The organism is Pseudomonas sp. DL (assembly GCF_047199225.1).
Taxonomy (GTDB): domain Bacteria; phylum Pseudomonadota; class Gammaproteobacteria; order Pseudomonadales; family Pseudomonadaceae; genus Pseudomonas; species Pseudomonas aeruginosa.
This window is the reverse complement of sequence record NZ_CP178323.1, coordinates 3,575,781-3,591,720: the sequence shown is the minus strand read 5'-3', so window position 1 is coordinate 3,591,720 and position 15,940 is coordinate 3,575,781. Positions and strand designations below refer to the sequence as shown.

Sequence of the window (15,940 nt, the reverse complement as noted above, 5' to 3'; positions counted from 1 at the left end):
TGGCGCCGGAAACGGTCAGACCGGGAACAGTTCGCCCAGCTTCATCGCCAGCATCATGTCGCCTTCGGCGCGCAGCTTGCCGGCCATGAAGGCCTGCATGCCGTCGGTCTCGCCGCTGGTGATGCCCTTCAGGGTTTCGCTGTCCATGATCAGGGTGACGTTGGGGTTCTCGGCGTCGCCCTGTACCACTTCGCAGGTACCGTCCTTGACGACCAGGTAGTGGTTGTCGCCGTCTTCGATGTTGAACTGGAACACCAGATCCAGGCCGGCGGCCGCGCTGGCGTTGAACTTGCTTTTCATGGTGGAGACGATGTCAGCAACGGTGGTCATGGGTTCTATTCCTTTCTTCTAGGGTTTTTTCGGCGACCGGAACGGTCGCGGTAGGCCGGCTCATCGATAGGTGATGAGTTCCGGCGCCTTCAACAGTTCCAGGTGCACGTGACTGTTGAAGGAAGCCAGGGACACTTCCTCGCCGCGGAATCTCAGGCGAGTCAGCGAGGTATTGACGATCTGCCAGTTCAGCTCGAAGGCCTTGAGCGGCGGAACGCCGACGATCAGCTGGAGCAGGGCGGTAATGGTACCGCCGGAGGTGAACACGGCGACCCTGTCCTTGCCGCTGGCCTGCGCCAGCAGACGACGAAGACCGTCATGGACCTTATCGAGGAATTCCTGCCAGCTTTCCAGCCCATCTTTCTCATGGTTGCCGGAAACCCAGCGCGCGATGATGGTGGAGAACAGGCGCTGGAACTCGGCCCGATGCTCGGCCGCATGGCGAAGGATGTGCAAGGCTTCCGGCTGCTCATCGAGCAGGTCCGGCAGGTGCGCGCGGATCACCGCGTCGGCTTCGAATTCGTTGAACGCCGGATCGACTTCCAGCTCCGGCGTGGCCAGCCCGGAGGACTCCAGGCGTTCGAGGGCGGCGCGGGCGGTGTGCTGCTGGCGGCGCAAGCCGCCGCTGAGGACGCGGTCGAAACGGACGCCGAGATTCAGCAGGTGGTCGCCGAGGATTTCCGCCTGGCGGATGCCGGTCGGCGACAGCACGTCGTAGTCGTCGGCACCGAACGACGCCTGGCCATGTCGAATCAGGTAGATGCTGCCCACGGGCGGACCTCGGCGGGTGAAAGTTCCGCGAGGGTATGAGGATCACCCAGGGCTGTCAACGAAAAAACATACGCTTGTTTGAATGTCATTCGCTGCCTTTATCGGCTGCTCCGGGCGCGCCCTGCAAAGGCTCTCCAGGCAGTGGCATCGCTGGCCGCCCGTCGGTGGCCTGGGTATGCTTGCGCAATCGTGTCGCCCGTAGACGGGTGCGTCAACAGTAGAGAGGGGGTTGTGTGGAGTTCATTGCCGAATATGCGGGCTTTCTGGCCAGGACCGTGACCGTGCTGGCGGCGATCATCGTGGTGCTGGTGGTGATCGTCGCCCTGCGCGGCCGCGGCCGGCGCGGCGCAGGCGGGCACCTCGACGTGCAGAAGCTCAACGATTTCTACAAGGACCTGCGCGAGCGGGTCCGCCACAGCGTCCTCGACAAGGCCAGCCTCAAGGCCTTGCGCAAGGAGGAGAGCAAGGCGGCGAAGCAGGCGAAGAAACATCCTGAACAGAAGTCGCGGGTCTACGTGCTCGATTTCGACGGCGACATCAAGGCCTCGGCTACCGAGCAACTGCGCCACGAAGTGACTGCGGTGCTGAGCATGGCGGGCAAGGACGACGAGGTGGTGCTGCGCCTGGAAAGCGGCGGTGGCATGGTCCATGGCTACGGCCTGGCGGCCTCGCAACTGGCGCGCATCCGCCAGGCCGGCGTGCCGCTGACCGTGTGCGTCGACAAGGTGGCGGCCAGCGGCGGCTACATGATGGCCTGCATCGGCGATCGGATCCTTTCCGCGCCCTTCGCCATCCTCGGCTCGATCGGCGTGGTGGCGCAGTTGCCCAACGTCCACCGGCTGTTGAAGAAGCACGATATTGACTTCGAGGTGCTTACCGCCGGCGAATACAAGCGTACGCTGACGGTATTCGGCGAGAACACCGAGAAGGGCCGGGAAAAGTTCCAGGAGGACCTGGAGGTGACCCACGAACTGTTCAAGAACTTCGTGGCCCACTACCGGCCGCAACTGAACATGGACGAGATCGCCACCGGCGAGGTCTGGCTGGGCCAGGCCGCACTGGGCAAGCTGCTGGTGGACGAACTCAAGACCAGCGACGAGTACCTGGCCGAGCAGGCCAGGGAGCGCGATGTCTACCAGGTGCAATTCGTCGAGCGCAAGAGCCTGCAGGAACGCGTCGGCCTGGCCGCCAGCGTGGTTATCGACCGCGTGCTGGTGACCTGGTGGGGGCGGCTCAACCAGCAGAAGTTCTGGCAATAGGCCGGCGCCGACAGGGACGAACACGCTGTCTTCAGGGTTTTCACGAGAGGAGGTCGAAATGGCTGTATTCAAGGCGTTGTGGGTGACGGAAGCGCCCCACGGCGTTTACGAAACGCAGGTGGTCGAGCGCGATACCGGCGACCTGCCGGCGGGCGACGTACTGATCCGCGTGCAGTATTCCTCGCTGAACTACAAGGATGCGCTGTCCGCCAGCGGCAACCGCGGGGTGACCCGCAAGTACCCGCATACCCCCGGCATCGATGCCGCCGGTGTGGTCGCCGAGTCCTCGGTGGCCGAGTTCGCGGCCGGTGACGAGGTGATCGTCACCGGCTACGACCTGGGCATGAACACCGCCGGCGGTTTCGGCCAGTACATCCGCGTGCCCGCGGCCTGGGTGATCAAGCGCCCGCAAGGCCTGAGCCTGCGCGAGGCGATGATCCTCGGCACCGCCGGCCTGACCGCGGCGCTCTGCGTCGAAAAGCTGGAGCGCAGCGGCCTGCGCCCCGACCATGGCTCGGTGCTGGTCACCGGCGCCAGCGGCGGGGTCGGCAGTATCGCCGTGGAACTGCTGGCCAAGCTCGGCTACACCGTGGCGGCCGCCACCGGCAAGCTGGAGCAGGCCGAGTTCCTCAACCGCCTGGGGGCCAAGCAGATCCTCGATCGCGCCACCGTGGCCGATGGCGTCGACAAGCCGTTGCTCAAGGAACAGTGGGCCGGCGCGGTGGACACCGTCGGCGGCGACATCCTCTTCAACGTGGTCAAGTCGTTGCAGTACGGCGGCAGCGTCGCCTGCTGCGGCCTGACCGCCGGCGCCGGCTTCAAGGCCTCGGTGCTGCCGTTCATCCTGCGCGGGGTCAACCTGCTCGGGGTGGACTCGGTGGAGCTGCCGCTGGTGGTCAAGGCATCCATGTGGGACAAGCTGTCGCTGCAATGGAAGCTCGACAACCTCGAAGAGGTGGCGCGCGAGATCGCCCTCGAAGAGCTGCCGGGGGCGATCAACCAGATCCTCGCCGGCAAGCTGGTCGGCCGGGTGCTGGTCAACCTCGGCTGAGGGCGTTGCCGGAGCCCAGCTCCGGCAACAGGTAGCCCGCCCAGAGCGATTCGGCGAACTGCGGCCGGAAGAAGCCGAAATGGCCGATGTGGCGGGCGCCGATTTCCTCGGGAGCGATGCGCCAGGCGGTTTTCGGCGCTTCGCGGTAGAAGCCCAGCAGCGACTCGATGCTGCGTCGGGACATCATTTCATCGTCGGTGAACGACAGCGACACGATGGGCGTGCGTACGGCGGAGAAGGCGCGGCGGATGGCCTCGCCATCCGCGAGGGCGTACTGCGGATGCAGGCACCAGCGTCGCCATTGTTCGATCACCCCGCGCGGCAGGTCGCCGACCATGCCCAGGCGGCGCCCGGGAAAATAGCCGAGCAGCGGCGTCAGCAGGGGCGCGACGAGGTACCAGAACAACCAGACCTTGTTGCGCAACCGCGGGCTGTTTTCCTTCCAGTAGCCACTGCCGCTGGCGATGCTGAAGACCCTATCGATACGCTCGCGCCCTTCGACGAAGGGCAGGATCTGGCCGCCCAGGCTATGGCCGATCCAGTACAGGGGCTTGCTCCCGCTCTCGGCGAGCGCGGCGGCGAGCATGGCGCTGCAGTCATGACGGGCCCAGCCCAGCACATCGACCTCGAGACCGCGCAGCGAGCCGTTGCGCGATTGCCCCATGCCCAGGTAGTCGAAGGTGATGGCCAGGTAGCCGCGCTCTGCCAGCCAGGCGGCGAAGGGCGCGTAGAAGCGCTGTTCCACTCCCATCGCCGGGACGATCAGGAGATAGCCGCGCGGCTCCCCGGCAGGCCGGTACCAATGGCTGACCAGCGGATGGCCGTTGCCGTTATCGATGAGGCGTGGTTGCGGAGGGTTCATGCCGGTCTCCGTGGTCTGCTCATGGCTTCGAGAATAGAGCTGGCCGCCAGGGCGCCTCCAGCCGGCCGAAAGCACGGCCGGGACGCCTTGGCGGTCAGGCCTGGCTGACGTACATGGTGATCTCGGCGCGGAATACCGGCTTGTCGTCGACATAGGCGACCACCGGCACCACCAGGTTGCCGGTGGCTTGCCAGTCGATCTGGCTGCCGTCGGCCACCGCGCGCACGTCGCCAGTGGCCTTGGCCAGGTACTCGACGGTCATGCCGCGCGGAATCCAGCGATGGCCGGCGGGAATCGAGGCGTCGGTCATGGTCCCGGCGGCCAGTTCGGCGGCATTGCACAGGGCGATGGCATGCACCGTGCCGATATGGTTCAGCACCTCGCGGCGCTTGGGGAAGGTGACTTCGGCATAGCCGGGACGCAGTTCGACGAACTGCGGGGCGATGCTGGCGAAATAGGGTGCGAACTGGCCGATCATGGCGCTGAACTGGGCCGGGCCGACCTGCTGGTACATCTGCATCATCTGACTCATGGAAAACTCCGGGCGTTTCAGGATTGAAGATGTGTGCGCACCGGGGCAGTATACGAAGGTTAGAAATTTATTCTAGAAAAATATTCTAGTCAGCGTTTCGACGATTAACGACAAGGACCGACATGGGCCGTTCTTCCCGCAAAGACGAGATTCTCCAGGCCGCCCTGGCCTGCTTCAGCGAGCATGGCGTAGACGCCACCACCATCGAGATGATCCGCGACCGTTCCGGAGCGAGCATCGGTAGCCTCTACCACCATTTCGGCAACAAGGAACGCATCCATGGCGAACTCTACCTGGCCGGGATCGGCCAGTACGCGGCGTTGCTCGAAGCCGGCTTCGCCAGGGCGCGCAGCGCCGAGGAAACGGTCAGGTTGCTGGTCACCAGCTACATCGACTGGGTCGTGGCGAATCCCGACTGGGCACGCTTCATCCTGCACAGCCGCGGGCGGGTGGAGGCGGGGGAGCTGGGCGAGCGCCTGCGGGCCGACAACCAGGCGCACTTCGCACGGATCCATGCGGCGCTGGCGGGATATCGGGCCGAGGGCCTGTTCCGCGAGATGCCGGACGACTGCTTTGCTTCGGTGGTGATCGGCCCGGCCCACGACCTTGCCCGCCAGTGGCTGGCCGGGCGAACCCGGGTGGCGTTGGCCGACTGTCGCGAACTGCTGGCGCAGGTGGCGTGGGACAGCGTGCGGGCGGCCTGAGGCGTCCGTGACCTCGGGAATGAAAAAGCCCCGCGGCTGCGGGGCTTTTCCGTCAGGGCGGGGGTCAGCCGCGGCGGCGGAACAGCGGTAGAGGCTGCTCCACCGAGGTCTGGTAGACCTCGCTGAAGTCGTCCAGGCTGGCCAGGGCGTCTTCCGGGCTGCGGTCGGCACGGATGGCATAGGCGTCGAAGCCGCAGCGGCGCATGAAGAACAACTGGTCGCGCAGCACGTCGCCGATCGCGCGGATCTCGCCCTTGTAGCCGTAGCGCTCGCGCAGCAGGCGCGCGCTGCTGAAGCCGCGGCCATCGGTAAAGGCGGGGAAGTTCACCGCGATCACCTGGAACCTGTCGAGGTCGCCGGCGATGCTTTCCGGCTCCTCGTCCGCGTCCAGCCAGACCCCCAGGCCGCCGTCGCGGCCGCGCAGGGCCGGGCCGTGCTCGAGCCACAGGGCCAGCGGGATGATCACGTCGTCGCTGTTGGGTACGCTTTCCAGGGTCGCGTCCTTGGGCAGCAAGTGCCAGCGGTCGTCGACCACCTGGCGGTCCTTAATGATTCGCTGCATATACGCGCTCCTTGAACGGGTCGATACCGATACGGCGGAAGGTGTCGATGAAGGGTTCTTCCTCGGTCCGGCGTTCCACGTAGACCTGGATGATCTTGTCGATCACGTCGGCCATCTGCTCCTGGGCGAAGGACGGGCCGAGGATCTGCCCGAGGCTGGCGTCGCGCGCCGAGCTGCCGCCGAGGGAGACCTGGTAGAACTCCGCGCCTTTCTTGTCGACCCCGAGGATGCCGATGTGGCCGACATGGTGATGGCCGCAGGCGTTCATGCAACCGGAGATGTTCAGGTCGATGTCGCCGATGTCGAATAGATAGTCGAGATTGTCGAAGCGGCGCTGGATGGCTTCGGCGATCGGGATCGACTTGGCGTTGGCCAGGGAGCAGAAGTCGCCGCCGGGGCAGCAGATGATGTCGGTCAGCAGGCCGACGTTGGGGGTGGCGAAGCCCAGTTCGCGGAGTTCGCCCCAGAGGGCGAAGAGTTCGCCCTGCTCGACGTCGGCGAGAATGATGTTCTGATTATGGCTGTTGCGCACCTCGCCGAAGCTGTAGCGGTCGGCGAGATCGGCGATGGCCTCCAGCTGTTTGTCGGTGACGTCTCCCGGCGCGGTGCCGGTGGGCTTCAGCGAGAGCGTCACAGCGACGTAGCCGGGCTTCTTGTGGGCGAAGGTGTTGCGTGCGCGCCAGCGGGCGAAGCCGGGGTGCTCCGCGTCGAGCCGGGCGAGGGACTCGTCGAGGTCGTCGAGGGCCTTGTAGGCCGGATCGACGAAATGCGCGGCGACGCGCTGGACTTCCGCCTCGGTGAGGGTGCTCGGTCCGTCCTTGAGGTTGGCCCATTCGGCCTCGACGCGCTCGGCGAAGACTTCCGGGGTCAGCGCCTTGACCAGGATCTTGATCCGCGCCTTGTACTTGTTGTCGCGCCGGCCATAGCGGTTGTAGACGCGCAGGATGGCATCCAGGTAGCCGAGCAGGTGCTGCCAGGGCAGGAATTCATTGATGAAGCTGCCGACGATGGGGGTTCGGCCCAGGCCGCCGCCGACCGAGACGCGGAAGCCGAGCTCGCCGGCCTCGTTCTTCACCGCCTCCAGGCCGATGTCGTGCACTTCGATGGCGGCACGGTCGCTCACCGCGCCGTTCACCGCGATCTTGAACTTGCGCGGCAGGTGGGCGAACTCGGGGTGGAAGGTCGACCATTGGCGGATGATCTCGCACCAGGGGCGCGGGTCCACCAGCTCGTCGCGGGCGACGCCGGCGAACTGGTCGGTGGTGGTGTTGCGGATGCAGTTGCCGCTGGTCTGAATCGCGTGCATCTGCACGGTGGCCAGCTCGGCGAGGATTTCCGGCACGTCTTCCAGCTCCGGCCAGTTGAACTGCACGTTCTGCCGGGTGCTGATGTGGGCGTAGCCCTTGTCGTAGTCGCGGGCGATCTGCGCCAGCTTGCGCAGTTGGCGCGAGGAGAGCAGGCCATAGGGAACGGCGATGCGCAGCATCGGGGCATAGCGCTGGATATAGAGACCGTTCTGCAGGCGCAGCGGGCGGAACTCCTCACCGGTCAATTCACCCGCCAGGTAACGGCGGGTCTGGTCGCGGAACTGCTTGACGCGGTCCTCGACGATCCGTTGGTCGTACTCGTCGTATACGTACATGAATATTCCTGCTGTCAGGCTATGCGGCTTACTGCGTTAACCAGCGCGCACGGCTACGCGCTCCACGCGGAGTGGGCGCACGATACCAGTTCATATTTATGCGTAAAAGTGATGTTTGAGTATATGGTAAGAACCAAAAAGACTAAGTCGCCAGGCAAGCATAACCGCTTCGCAACGGCGCCTTTCTTGAGCGATGGGCGGCGCTGGTCTTAACTGGAGAGTGCCTTTCGATGTCTTCGTCCCGATACCCACAAGAAACAGGGGGAGTCATGAGCGAGCCGAGCAAAACCCAGGAAAACCGCGACAGCGTGGTCGACGCCCGCGCGGCCTTCGTCCTGATCCTGCTGGTGGTGGCTACCGCGGTGTTCTGGGTCAGCCACCAGTGAAAGCCCGCCTCGGCGGCGCAGAGGTCACAGGCCGCTGAGGCTCAGCACCAGTTTCACGATCCCGGCCAGCAACAGCACGAACACCAGGGTGAAGAGCAGGCCCAGCATGATGAAGTGCACGGGCTTGCCGTGGGTGAAGTCGCGGGCGCGGTTTCGCCCGCTCTGTACGCCGAAGGCGGCAGCCATCACGCTATGCAGCATCTGCCAGAAGGTCGGCGGCTTCTGGTTCGGTTCTTCCGTCTCGATACCCATCGGTGGTCCTCCCTTTTCCATACCTGCCCTGAGAGTCTAGACCCTTGGCGGGAGGAGGGTGGCTTCAGGCCTGGCGGGCGGGGATGCGCCGTTCCACCGTGGCCTGCGTGGCCCTGGCGCGCAGTTGCCCGCAGCCGCCGTCGATGTCCTGGCCGGCCGAGTTGCGCACCTTGGTCAGCACGCCGCGGCTGTGCAGGTAGCGCACCAGCTCGACGATCCGCTCCCCGCTCGGGCGCCGGTAGGCGTCGCCGTCCATGCTGTTGTAGGGGATCAGGTTCATCACCGCGAAGCGGCCCTTGAGCAGGCGCAGGATGCCGTCCATTTCCTCCAGGCTGTCGTTGATCCCTTCGAGCAGGGTCCATTGGTACTGGATCGGATAGTCGACCCGGCGGGCGTAGGCCTCGCCGGCTTCCACCAGTTCTTCCGGGCTCAGCGGCGGCGCCTTGGGCAACAGTTGCCGGCGCAGTTCGGCGCGGGTGCTGTGCAGGGACAGGGCGAGGGCGGGCTTCACCCGTTGCCGGGGCAGGCGCTCGAACACGCGGGGATCGCCGACGGTGGAGAACACCAGGTTCTTGTGGCCGATGCCGCCATCGGTGCCGAGCAGGTCGATGGCTTCGAGGACGTTGTCGAGGTTGTGCGCCGGCTCGCCCATGCCCATGAACACCACTTTCTTCACCGCTCGCCGACGGCGCGCCAGGACCACCTGGGCGACCATCTCCAGGCTGCCGACCTGGCGCAGCAGGCCGCTGCGGCCGGTCATGCAGAACACGCAGCCGACCGCGCAGCCGACCTGGGTCGAGACGCACAGCCCACCGCGCGGCAGCAGCACGCTTTCCACCATCTGCCGGTCGGCCAGTTCCACCAGCAGGCGCGACGAGCCGTCGCTCGCCGGATGCTCGCTGTGCAGGCGGGCGATGCCTTCCAGTTCCGCTGCTACCTGGGGCAGACCATGGCGTACGCCCAGCGGCAGGAAGTCCTCGGCCCGCTGGCGGGCGGTGCAGGCATCGAGGGCGCGGCCCTGCAGCCAGGCGCGGACGATCCTCCCGCAATGCAGGGGCTTGGCGCCGAGATCGGCGAGGCGCTGGTGGAGGTCTTGGCTACGCATGGGGCGCGCATCCTACCATTGCCCGTCATGAGGCGGTATGGCCGGCGCCGACGTGCTATCGTTGCGCTCCGCTCCACCGCAGCAACGGAACCGTTCCATGAAATTCGTCCACCAGCGCGAACACCTCAACGAAGACGACATCGTGGTCATCGAGTGCTCGCAGCAATGCAATATCCGCCTGATGAACGACGCCAATTTCCGCAGTTTCAAGAATGGCGGGCGGCATAGCTACCATGGCGGCGCCTTCGACCGCTTCCCGGCGAAGATCAAGGTGCCCAGCACCGGGTTCTGGAACATCACCATCGATACCGTGACCCGGCGCCCGATCAGCGTGACGCGCAAGCCGAACTTCAAGTGGTCGATCAAGTTCGTGCGCCGTTCCGGTTCGCAGTTCACCTGAGGGCGCGCGTCCCATGAGTGCGAAAATGGACGAGCAGGCGCTTCTGGCGTTGCTCCGCGAGCTGGCCATCGACAGCCAGCGGGTCGAGCATCCCGCGATCGCCTCCATCGAGGAATATTACGCGCAGGGCATCGAATTGCCCGACCAGGGCATCAAGAACCTGTTCCTGCGCAACCGCAAGGGTACTCGCCACTACCTGGTGCTGCTCGACGAGCGCAAGGAGGCCGACCTGCCGGGCATCGCTGAACAGATCGGCGAAAGCCGCCTGTCGTTCGCCTCGGTCGAGCGCCTGCGCGAATACCTCGGCGTCGAACTGGGCTGCGTGACGCCTTTCGCGCTGGTCAACGATCCGCAGCACAGGGTCGAGGTGTTGCTCGACGATGCCATCCGCCAGGACCAGTTGCTCGGTTTCCACCCGTTGGTGAATACCGCCACCGAGTGCATCCGCTACGCAGACCTGCTGGCTTTCCTCGCCCACACGGGGCATGAACCGCGCCTGATCCGGGCGTAGGTCGCAGCTTCGCGCCTGCCGGCGCCAGGCCAGGTCATGCCGGCGCCGGTTTCACTCGAAGAAGTTGTGCCAGCAGTCGCTCAACGGGCCGACCTCGAAGGTCTTGCACCAGGGTTGGGCTTCCAGCCACAGACGGGCGCTTTCCCGGTCCGCCTCGTCCAGGCTGCCGACCCGCGCCAGGCACAGGTAGCCGCTGATCTCCGCCTGTTCCGGCGAGCCGCCACCGCCGAACACCCAGCCCTGGGCCTCGACGAAGTCGATCAGATGGTCCAGCGCATCGTCGTGGGAGAGGGCGTTGCGGTCGTAGGTCAGTTCGAAGCTGAAGCCGAACTCCTGGAACTCGCCCAGGCGCAGTTTCTTGCGCAGGCGGCGCTTGCGCGGCTTTTCCATCTGCTCGGGAGTGAGGAATTTCATCGTCGCCTTCCTGGTCAGTCATCGTAGCCAAGGTTCGGCGCCAGCCAGCGCTCGCTGACGCTGGCTTCCTGGCCCTTGCGCTGGCTGTAGCGTTCCACCTGGTCCTTGTCGATCTTGCCGACCGCGAAGTACTGCGCCTGCGGGTGGGCGAAATACCAACCGCTGACCGCCGCGGCCGGGAACATCGCGTAGTGCTCGGTCAGGCTGACGCCGGACAGGCCCTGCGGATCGAGCAGTTCGAACAGAGTGCCTTTCTCGGTATGGTCGGGGCAGGCCGGGTAGCCCGGTGCCGGGCGGATGCCGACGTATTGCTCCTTGATCAAGGCCTCGTTGTCGAGGTGTTCGTCGCGGGCGTAGCCCCAGTACTCCTTGCGCACCCGCTCGTGCAGCCACTCGGCGCAGGCTTCGGCGAGGCGGTCGGCGAGCGCCTTGACCATGATGCTGTTGTAGTCGTCGCCCTTGGCTTCGTACGCCTTGGCCACTTCCTCGGCGCCGATCCCGGCGGTGGTGATGAAGCCGCCGATGTAGTCGCGCACGCCGCTTTCCTTCGGCGCGACGAAATCGGCCAGCGACAGGTTCGGCTTGCCGTCCGGCTTGATCGTCTGCTGCCGCAGGTGGTGCAGGGTGGCGAGGGTCTCGCCATCGGCGCCGTAGACCTCCAGGTCGTCGTGCTCGACCTGGTTGGCCGGCCAGAAGCCGAACACCGCGCGGGCCTTGATCAGCTTCTCGTCGATCAGCTTCTTCAGCATCGCCTGGGCGTCGTTGAACAACGAGGTGGCGGCCTCGCCGACCACCTCGTCGGTGAGGATGCGCGGGTACTTGCCGGCCAGGTCCCAGGAAATGAAGAACGGCGTCCAGTCGATGTACTCGGCGAGCACCGCGAGGTCGATCTCGTCGAGCACCCTGACGCCGGTGAAGGAAGGCGTCGGCGCCTGGTAGCCGGCCCAGTCGAACGCCGGCTTGTTGGCGATCGCCTGTTCGTAGCTCAGCCGCTCGGTGCGGGCGCTGCGGTTGGCCGTGCGTTCGCGGACCACCGCGTAGTCGGCGCGGGTGCGGGCCACGTAGTCGGCCTTCAGCTCCTTGGACAGCAGGCTGGTGGCCACGCCTACCGCGCGCGAGGCGTCGGTGACGTAGACCACCGCGTCGTTGCTGTACTGCGGATCGATCTTCACCGCGGTATGCGCCTTCGAGGTAGTGGCGCCGCCGATCATCAGCGGCAACTGGAAATTCTGCCGCTGCATTTCCTTGGCGACGTGGACCATCTCGTCCAGCGACGGCGTGATCAGGCCAGACAGGCCGATGATGTCGCATTTCTCGGCGATGGCGGTCTGCAGGATCTTCTCCGCCGGCACCATCACGCCGAGGTCGACCACGTCATAGCCGTTGCAGCCGAGCACCACGCCGACGATGTTCTTGCCGATGTCGTGCACGTCGCCCTTCACCGTGGCCATCAGGATCTTGCCCTTGGCTTCCGGCTTGTCGCCTTTCTCCGCCTCGATGAAGGGAATCAGGTGGGCCACCGCCTGCTTCATCACTCGCGCGGACTTGACCACCTGCGGGAGGAACATCTTGCCGGCGCCGAACAGGTCGCCGACCACGTTCATCCCGGACATCAGCGGACCTTCGATGACCTCGATGGGACGCGCACACTGCTGGCGGCATTCCTCGGTGTCCTCGACGATCCAGGTGGTGATGCCCTTGACCAGCGCATGCTCGAGGCGCTTCTCGACACTGTAGCTGCGCCATTCCTCGTCCTCGGCCTCCTTGACCGCGCCGCCGCCCTTGTAGTCGTCGGCGATCGCCAGCAGGGCCTCGGTGGCCTCGGGCGTGCGGTTGAGCACCACGTCCTCGACCCGGTCGCGCAGCGCTTTCGGAATCTCGTCGTAGATTTCCAGCTGGCCGGCGTTGACGATGCCCATGGTCAGGCCGTTGCGGATCGCGTAGTAGAGGAACACCGAGTGGATCGCCTCGCGTACCGGGTTGTTGCCGCGGAACGAGAAGGACACGTTGGACACCCCGCCCGAGCTCAGGGCGTAGGGCAGGTGGTCGCGGATGTAGGCGCAGGCGTTGATGAAATCGACCGCGTAGTTGTTGTGTTCCTCGATGCCGGTGGCGATGGCGAAGATGTTCGCATCGAAGATGATGTCTTCCGGTGGGAAGCCGACTTCGTCGACCAGGATGTCGTAGGAGCGCTTGCAGATTTCTTCCTTGCGCGCCTGGGTGTCGGCCTGGCCGTCCTCGTCGAAGGCCATCACCACCACCGCGGCGCCGTAGCGCTTGCACAGGCGGGCATGGTGCTTGAAGGCCTCGACGCCTTCCTTCATCGAGATCGAGTTGACGATGCCCTTGCCCTGGATGCACTTCAGGCCGGCCTCGATCACTTCCCACTTGGAGGAGTCGATCATGATCGGCACGCGCGAGATGTCGGGCTCGGAGGCGATCAGGTTGAGGAAGGTGACCATGGCCGCCTTCGAGTCCAGCATGCCTTCGTCCATGTTGATGTCGATCACCTGGGCGCCGGCTTCCACCTGCTGCTGGGCGACCTCGAGAGCTTCCGCGTAGTTTTCCTCGCGGATCAGCCGGGCGAACTTGGCCGAACCGGTGATGTTGGTGCGCTCGCCGACGTTGACGAACAGCGAGCTGCGGTCGATGGTGAACGGCTCCAGGCCGGACAGGCGACAGGCCCGGGGAATCTCCGGGATGGCCCGCGGCGGGTACTTGGCCACTGCCTTGGCGATCGCCTCGATGTGCGCCGGGGTGGTGCCGCAGCAGCCGCCGACGATATTGAGGAAGCCGGCGGCGGCGAATTCCTCGACCACCACGGCCATTTCCGCCGGCGATTCGTCGTATTCGCCGAAGGCGTTCGGCAGGCCGGCGTTGGGGTGGGCCGAGACATGAGTGTCGGCCTTGGTCGACAGTTCCTCGATGTACGGCCGCAATTCCTTGGCGCCGAGGGCGCAGTTCAGGCCTACCGAGATCGGCCGGGCATGCCGCACCGAGTTCCAGAAGGCCTCGGTGGTCTGGCCCGACAGGGTGCGGCCGGAGGCGTCGGTGATGGTTCCGGAGATCATGATCGGCAGCTCCACGCCGAGTTCCTCGAACACGCCCTGGACGGCGAAGATCGCCGCCTTGGCGTTCAGGGTGTCGAAGATGGTCTCGATCAGGATCAGGTCGGCGCCGCCTTCGATCAGGCCGCGGGTCGCCTCGACGTAGTTCTCCACCAGTTCGTCGAAGGTGACGTTGCGGTAGCCGGGGTTGTTCACGTCCGGGGAAATCGAGCAGGTGCGGCTGGTCGGGCCGAGCACGCCGGCGACGAAGCGCGGCTTGTCCGGGGTCTCGGCGGTCTTCGCGTCCGCCACCTGGCGAGCCAGGCGCGCCCCTTCGACGTTGAGTTCGTAGGCCAGCGACTGCATGCCGTAGTCGGCCTGGGACACCTGGGTGGCGTTGAAGGTATTGGTCTCGAGGATGTCGGCGCCGGCGTCGAGGTAGGCCTTCTCGATGGCCTGGATCACGTCCGGGCGGCTCAGCAGCAAGAGGTCGTTGTTGCCTTTCACGTCGCTCGGCCAGTCGGCGAAGCGCTCGCCGCGGTAGTCGGCCTCTTCCAGCTTGTAGCTCTGGATCATGGTGCCCATGCCGCCATCGAGGATCAGGATACGTTCCCTGAGGGCGTGCTGGAGGGCTTGCAGGCGGGCGCTGCGATCGGTGAGCGGGCTGGACATGGATGGACCTGGCGTCAGTGGGCGGAAAGGTGAAAAGCATAACAAAGGCAGGGGCTTTCCGACCGGGGGTGGCTGGACCATGAATTTCATTCAAGTTGAAAGATGTTCATCCGCGGGCCGGAAAAGCCCCTGGCGCCGTTTTGTCGCAGCATACGGGCGGAATGCGGAGGTCGGAGTGCGCAGGCGGGCGGCGAAGGGGCGGGCGAGTGGAGTCGGGATGCTCGTGGGAATCGTGCTGCGAATGAGTCTGGCTCATTCGCAGCACGGCCTGAATCAACTGGCCCTGGGCAGGCTGCAACTGGCCAGGGAGTAGACGTAGTAGTTGAGGCGGTCGCGGTCGGTGCGATTCCATACCTGGCCGACCGACTTCAGGCCCTGGCTCTGGCCGACCGCGCCGGCGATGCTGCCGCACCAGCACATCGGGTACTTCTGCCGATACAGCGGACCGCTGATGACCACCGCGACGTGCCTGTAGGTGCGGCCCTTCAGGCCGGCGATCACCAGGAAGCCCTGGGCCGCCTTCTGCGCGGCCTCGGCGCCGGAGGCGAGCTTGGTCCAGCTCTGCTCCAGGCCGTCGACCATGGCGTTGGCGTTGCCGCGGGGCATCGGTACGCCCAGCTCGGCGGCCACCGACTGGACGAAGCCGGAACAGTTGTCCTTGTTCGGGGTGCCGGCCAGGTAGCTCTTGTCCCAGCTGTTCTTGCAGGCGTTGACGATGCATTGATCGAGACTGTCCATGTATCACCTATGCGTGTCGATAAGGGGCGCTCCGGCCCGGATCATTTCTTTGCGGTCTGGCAGAACGGCGCGAGCGAACGCTTCACGATCTTCGCGCAGCTGTCGACGGATTCGCCCGAGCATTTCTCACCCAGGCGCAGCCCGTCCTTGTCCACCGCCCAGCGCTGGCCGGAGATGTCCTCGCGGTGCACCACCTTGCAGGTGGCGCTGTCGTAGGACACCAGCTCGGCGCTGGAGCCGCTGAATTCATGCATCAGCACGCGCCGGCCGTCCTGGCTCAGGAACACGCCGCCGCGCGACCAGATGCCGCCGTCCTCTATGCGGCAATCGTTGCCGCTGTCGCGGTCGGCCAGGTAGACCGGCGGTTCGGGAAAGGCATCGGGGTTGTCGTCGTTGGGATCCTCGTTGCTGAACATCACGCGGACGTGCTCGTCCTCGCCGCCGAACATGTTCGGCGAGCCGAACTGGGGCACGATTTCCAGCTGGGTGAAAGTACAGTCCGCCGCCTGGGCCGAAAGGCTCAGGAAGAGAGCGGCGAAGCTGCCGGCGAGCAGTTTCATGGGGCGGGTTCTCCGTTGGGCCGCCAGGGCGGCGAAAGGATGGACCAGGCCGCGCCGGGCGCGAACGGAAGCGCCGCCTGGCGACAGCAGGCGGAAAGCGGCGAAGAGGGGACGTGGGGCGCACGCGAACCGGCGCGGATGG

The 15,940-nt window shown here is 65.6% G+C and carries 17 protein-coding genes; 5 read left to right on the top strand and 12 right to left on the bottom strand.

Annotated features, from left to right (window positions below; all coding sequences use genetic code 11):
- Positions 1-15 precede the first annotated feature (15 nt).
- On the bottom strand, positions 16-330 hold the full coding sequence (locus tag ACI766_RS16585) for an SCP2 sterol-binding domain-containing protein (RefSeq protein WP_003087993.1): 315 nt from the start codon (positions 328-330) through the stop codon (positions 16-18).
- 60 nt (positions 331-390) lie between these two features.
- On the bottom strand, positions 391-1,101 hold the full coding sequence (locus ACI766_RS16580) for a histidine phosphatase family protein (protein WP_003113600.1): 711 nt from the start codon (positions 1,099-1,101) through the stop codon (positions 391-393).
- Between the two features lie 233 nt (positions 1,102-1,334).
- On the opposite strand from ACI766_RS16580, the gene sohB reads away from it, so the two are divergent.
- Positions 1,335-2,360 (top strand): protease SohB, encoded by a 1,026-nt coding sequence (sohB, locus tag ACI766_RS16575; RefSeq protein ID WP_003087997.1) that lies wholly within the window; start codon positions 1,335-1,337, stop codon positions 2,358-2,360.
- Between the two features lie 58 nt (positions 2,361-2,418).
- The gene (locus ACI766_RS16570; protein WP_003087998.1) at positions 2,419-3,411 is read left to right on the top strand and encodes a YhdH/YhfP family quinone oxidoreductase; all 993 of its coding nucleotides are present in this window, start codon (positions 2,419-2,421) and stop codon (positions 3,409-3,411) included.
- On the opposite strand, the gene ACI766_RS16565 is transcribed toward ACI766_RS16570, so the two are convergent.
- Together ACI766_RS16565 and ACI766_RS16560 are read right to left on the bottom strand one after the other, a co-directional pair.
- Positions 3,398-4,273, bottom strand: a complete 876-nt coding sequence (locus ACI766_RS16565) for an alpha/beta fold hydrolase (RefSeq protein WP_015648637.1) — start codon at positions 4,271-4,273, stop codon at positions 3,398-3,400. The two genes, ACI766_RS16570 and ACI766_RS16565, sit on opposite strands and share 14 nt — an antisense overlap.
- A gap of 94 nt (positions 4,274-4,367) precedes the next feature.
- Positions 4,368-4,805, bottom strand: coding sequence for a hotdog fold domain-containing protein (locus ACI766_RS16560; RefSeq protein ID WP_003098177.1), 438 nt, complete (start codon positions 4,803-4,805; stop codon positions 4,368-4,370).
- Between the two features lie 122 nt (positions 4,806-4,927).
- Between ACI766_RS16560 and ACI766_RS16555 the strand changes: the two genes are divergently transcribed.
- Entirely contained in the window at positions 4,928-5,509 is a 582-nt protein-coding gene (locus ACI766_RS16555) for a TetR/AcrR family transcriptional regulator (RefSeq protein WP_003098179.1), read from the top strand.
- Between the two features lie 64 nt (positions 5,510-5,573).
- Here ACI766_RS16555 and ACI766_RS16550 read toward each other — a convergent pair whose 3' ends face one another.
- The 4 genes from ACI766_RS16550 to ACI766_RS16535 all read right to left on the bottom strand — a co-directional run bounded on the left by ACI766_RS16550 (position 5,574) and on the right by ACI766_RS16535 (position 9,456).
- The gene (locus tag ACI766_RS16550; RefSeq protein ID WP_003088003.1) at positions 5,574-6,071 is read right to left on the bottom strand and encodes a DUF934 domain-containing protein; all 498 of its coding nucleotides are present in this window, start codon (positions 6,069-6,071) and stop codon (positions 5,574-5,576) included.
- Entirely contained in the window at positions 6,055-7,713 is a 1,659-nt protein-coding gene (locus ACI766_RS16545; protein WP_003098180.1) for a nitrite/sulfite reductase, read from the bottom strand. The genes ACI766_RS16550 and ACI766_RS16545 overlap by 17 nt, the downstream gene beginning before the upstream one ends.
- A 410-nt stretch (positions 7,714-8,123) precedes the next feature.
- Entirely contained in the window at positions 8,124-8,351 is a 228-nt protein-coding gene (locus ACI766_RS16540; RefSeq protein WP_003098182.1) for a DUF2970 domain-containing protein, read from the bottom strand.
- Between the two features lie 64 nt (positions 8,352-8,415).
- Positions 8,416-9,456: an RNA methyltransferase gene (locus ACI766_RS16535; RefSeq protein WP_003161610.1), complete on the bottom strand. Its 1,041-nt coding sequence runs from the start codon at positions 9,454-9,456 to the stop codon at positions 8,416-8,418.
- A 37-nt stretch (positions 9,457-9,493) separates the two neighbouring features.
- Between ACI766_RS16535 and ACI766_RS16530 the strand changes: the two genes are divergently transcribed.
- Together ACI766_RS16530 and ACI766_RS16525 are read left to right on the top strand one after the other, a co-directional pair.
- Positions 9,494-9,856: a DUF1883 domain-containing protein gene (locus ACI766_RS16530; RefSeq protein WP_003122824.1), complete on the top strand. Its 363-nt coding sequence runs from the start codon at positions 9,494-9,496 to the stop codon at positions 9,854-9,856.
- Between the two features lie 13 nt (positions 9,857-9,869).
- Entirely contained in the window at positions 9,870-10,367 is a 498-nt protein-coding gene (locus tag ACI766_RS16525) for a prolyl-tRNA synthetase associated domain-containing protein (protein WP_003144704.1), read from the top strand.
- A 51-nt stretch (positions 10,368-10,418) separates the two neighbouring features.
- Here ACI766_RS16525 and ACI766_RS16520 read toward each other — a convergent pair whose 3' ends face one another.
- The 4 genes from ACI766_RS16520 to tsi1 form a co-directional block, all read right to left on the bottom strand.
- On the bottom strand, positions 10,419-10,781 hold the full coding sequence (locus ACI766_RS16520; protein WP_003098191.1) for a YggL family protein: 363 nt from the start codon (positions 10,779-10,781) through the stop codon (positions 10,419-10,421).
- 14 nt (positions 10,782-10,795) lie between these two features.
- Positions 10,796-14,500, bottom strand: a complete 3,705-nt coding sequence (gene metH, locus ACI766_RS16515; protein ID WP_003088025.1) for a methionine synthase — start codon at positions 14,498-14,500, stop codon at positions 10,796-10,798.
- Positions 14,501-14,773: 273 nt separating this feature from the next.
- A complete protein-coding gene (gene tse1 / locus ACI766_RS16510; RefSeq protein ID WP_087823716.1) occupies positions 14,774-15,238 on the bottom strand; it encodes a type VI secretion system effector peptidoglycanhydrolase Tse1 in 465 nt (154 codons plus the stop codon).
- Between the two features lie 41 nt (positions 15,239-15,279).
- The gene (gene tsi1, locus ACI766_RS16505; protein WP_003132761.1) at positions 15,280-15,798 is read right to left on the bottom strand and encodes a type IV secretion system immunity protein Tsi1; all 519 of its coding nucleotides are present in this window, start codon (positions 15,796-15,798) and stop codon (positions 15,280-15,282) included.
- Positions 15,799-15,940: the final 142 nt, after the last annotated feature.

Excerpts from the sequence above, each read along its gene's own strand:
- metH (WP_003088025.1), bottom strand. The coding sequence starts at position 14,500 with ATGTCCAGCCCGCTCACCGATCGCAGCGCCCGCCTGCAAGCCCTCCAG.
- ACI766_RS16570 (WP_003087998.1), top strand. The coding sequence starts at position 2,419 with ATGGCTGTATTCAAGGCGTTGTGGGTGACGGAAGCGCCCCACGGCGTT.
- ACI766_RS16530 (WP_003122824.1), top strand. The coding sequence starts at position 9,494 with ATGGCCGGCGCCGACGTGCTATCGTTGCGCTCCGCTCCACCGCAGCAA.
- ACI766_RS16555 (WP_003098179.1), top strand. The coding sequence starts at position 4,928 with ATGGGCCGTTCTTCCCGCAAAGACGAGATTCTCCAGGCCGCCCTGGCC.
- ACI766_RS16540 (WP_003098182.1), bottom strand. The coding sequence starts at position 8,351 with ATGGGTATCGAGACGGAAGAACCGAACCAGAAGCCGCCGACCTTCTGG.
- ACI766_RS16565 (WP_015648637.1), bottom strand. The coding sequence starts at position 4,273 with ATGAACCCTCCGCAACCACGCCTCATCGATAACGGCAACGGCCATCCG.
- ACI766_RS16585 (WP_003087993.1), bottom strand. The coding sequence starts at position 330 with ATGACCACCGTTGCTGACATCGTCTCCACCATGAAAAGCAAGTTCAAC.
- ACI766_RS16520 (WP_003098191.1), bottom strand. The coding sequence starts at position 10,781 with ATGAAATTCCTCACTCCCGAGCAGATGGAAAAGCCGCGCAAGCGCCGC.
- ACI766_RS16560 (WP_003098177.1), bottom strand. The coding sequence starts at position 4,805 with ATGAGTCAGATGATGCAGATGTACCAGCAGGTCGGCCCGGCCCAGTTC.
- tse1 (WP_087823716.1), bottom strand. The coding sequence starts at position 15,238 with ATGGACAGTCTCGATCAATGCATCGTCAACGCCTGCAAGAACAGCTGG.
- tsi1 (WP_003132761.1), bottom strand. The coding sequence starts at position 15,798 with ATGAAACTGCTCGCCGGCAGCTTCGCCGCTCTCTTCCTGAGCCTTTCG.
- ACI766_RS16545 (WP_003098180.1), bottom strand. The coding sequence starts at position 7,713 with ATGTACGTATACGACGAGTACGACCAACGGATCGTCGAGGACCGCGTC.
- ACI766_RS16535 (WP_003161610.1), bottom strand. The coding sequence starts at position 9,456 with ATGCGTAGCCAAGACCTCCACCAGCGCCTCGCCGATCTCGGCGCCAAG.
- ACI766_RS16550 (WP_003088003.1), bottom strand. The coding sequence starts at position 6,071 with ATGCAGCGAATCATTAAGGACCGCCAGGTGGTCGACGACCGCTGGCAC.
- ACI766_RS16525 (WP_003144704.1), top strand. The coding sequence starts at position 9,870 with ATGAGTGCGAAAATGGACGAGCAGGCGCTTCTGGCGTTGCTCCGCGAG.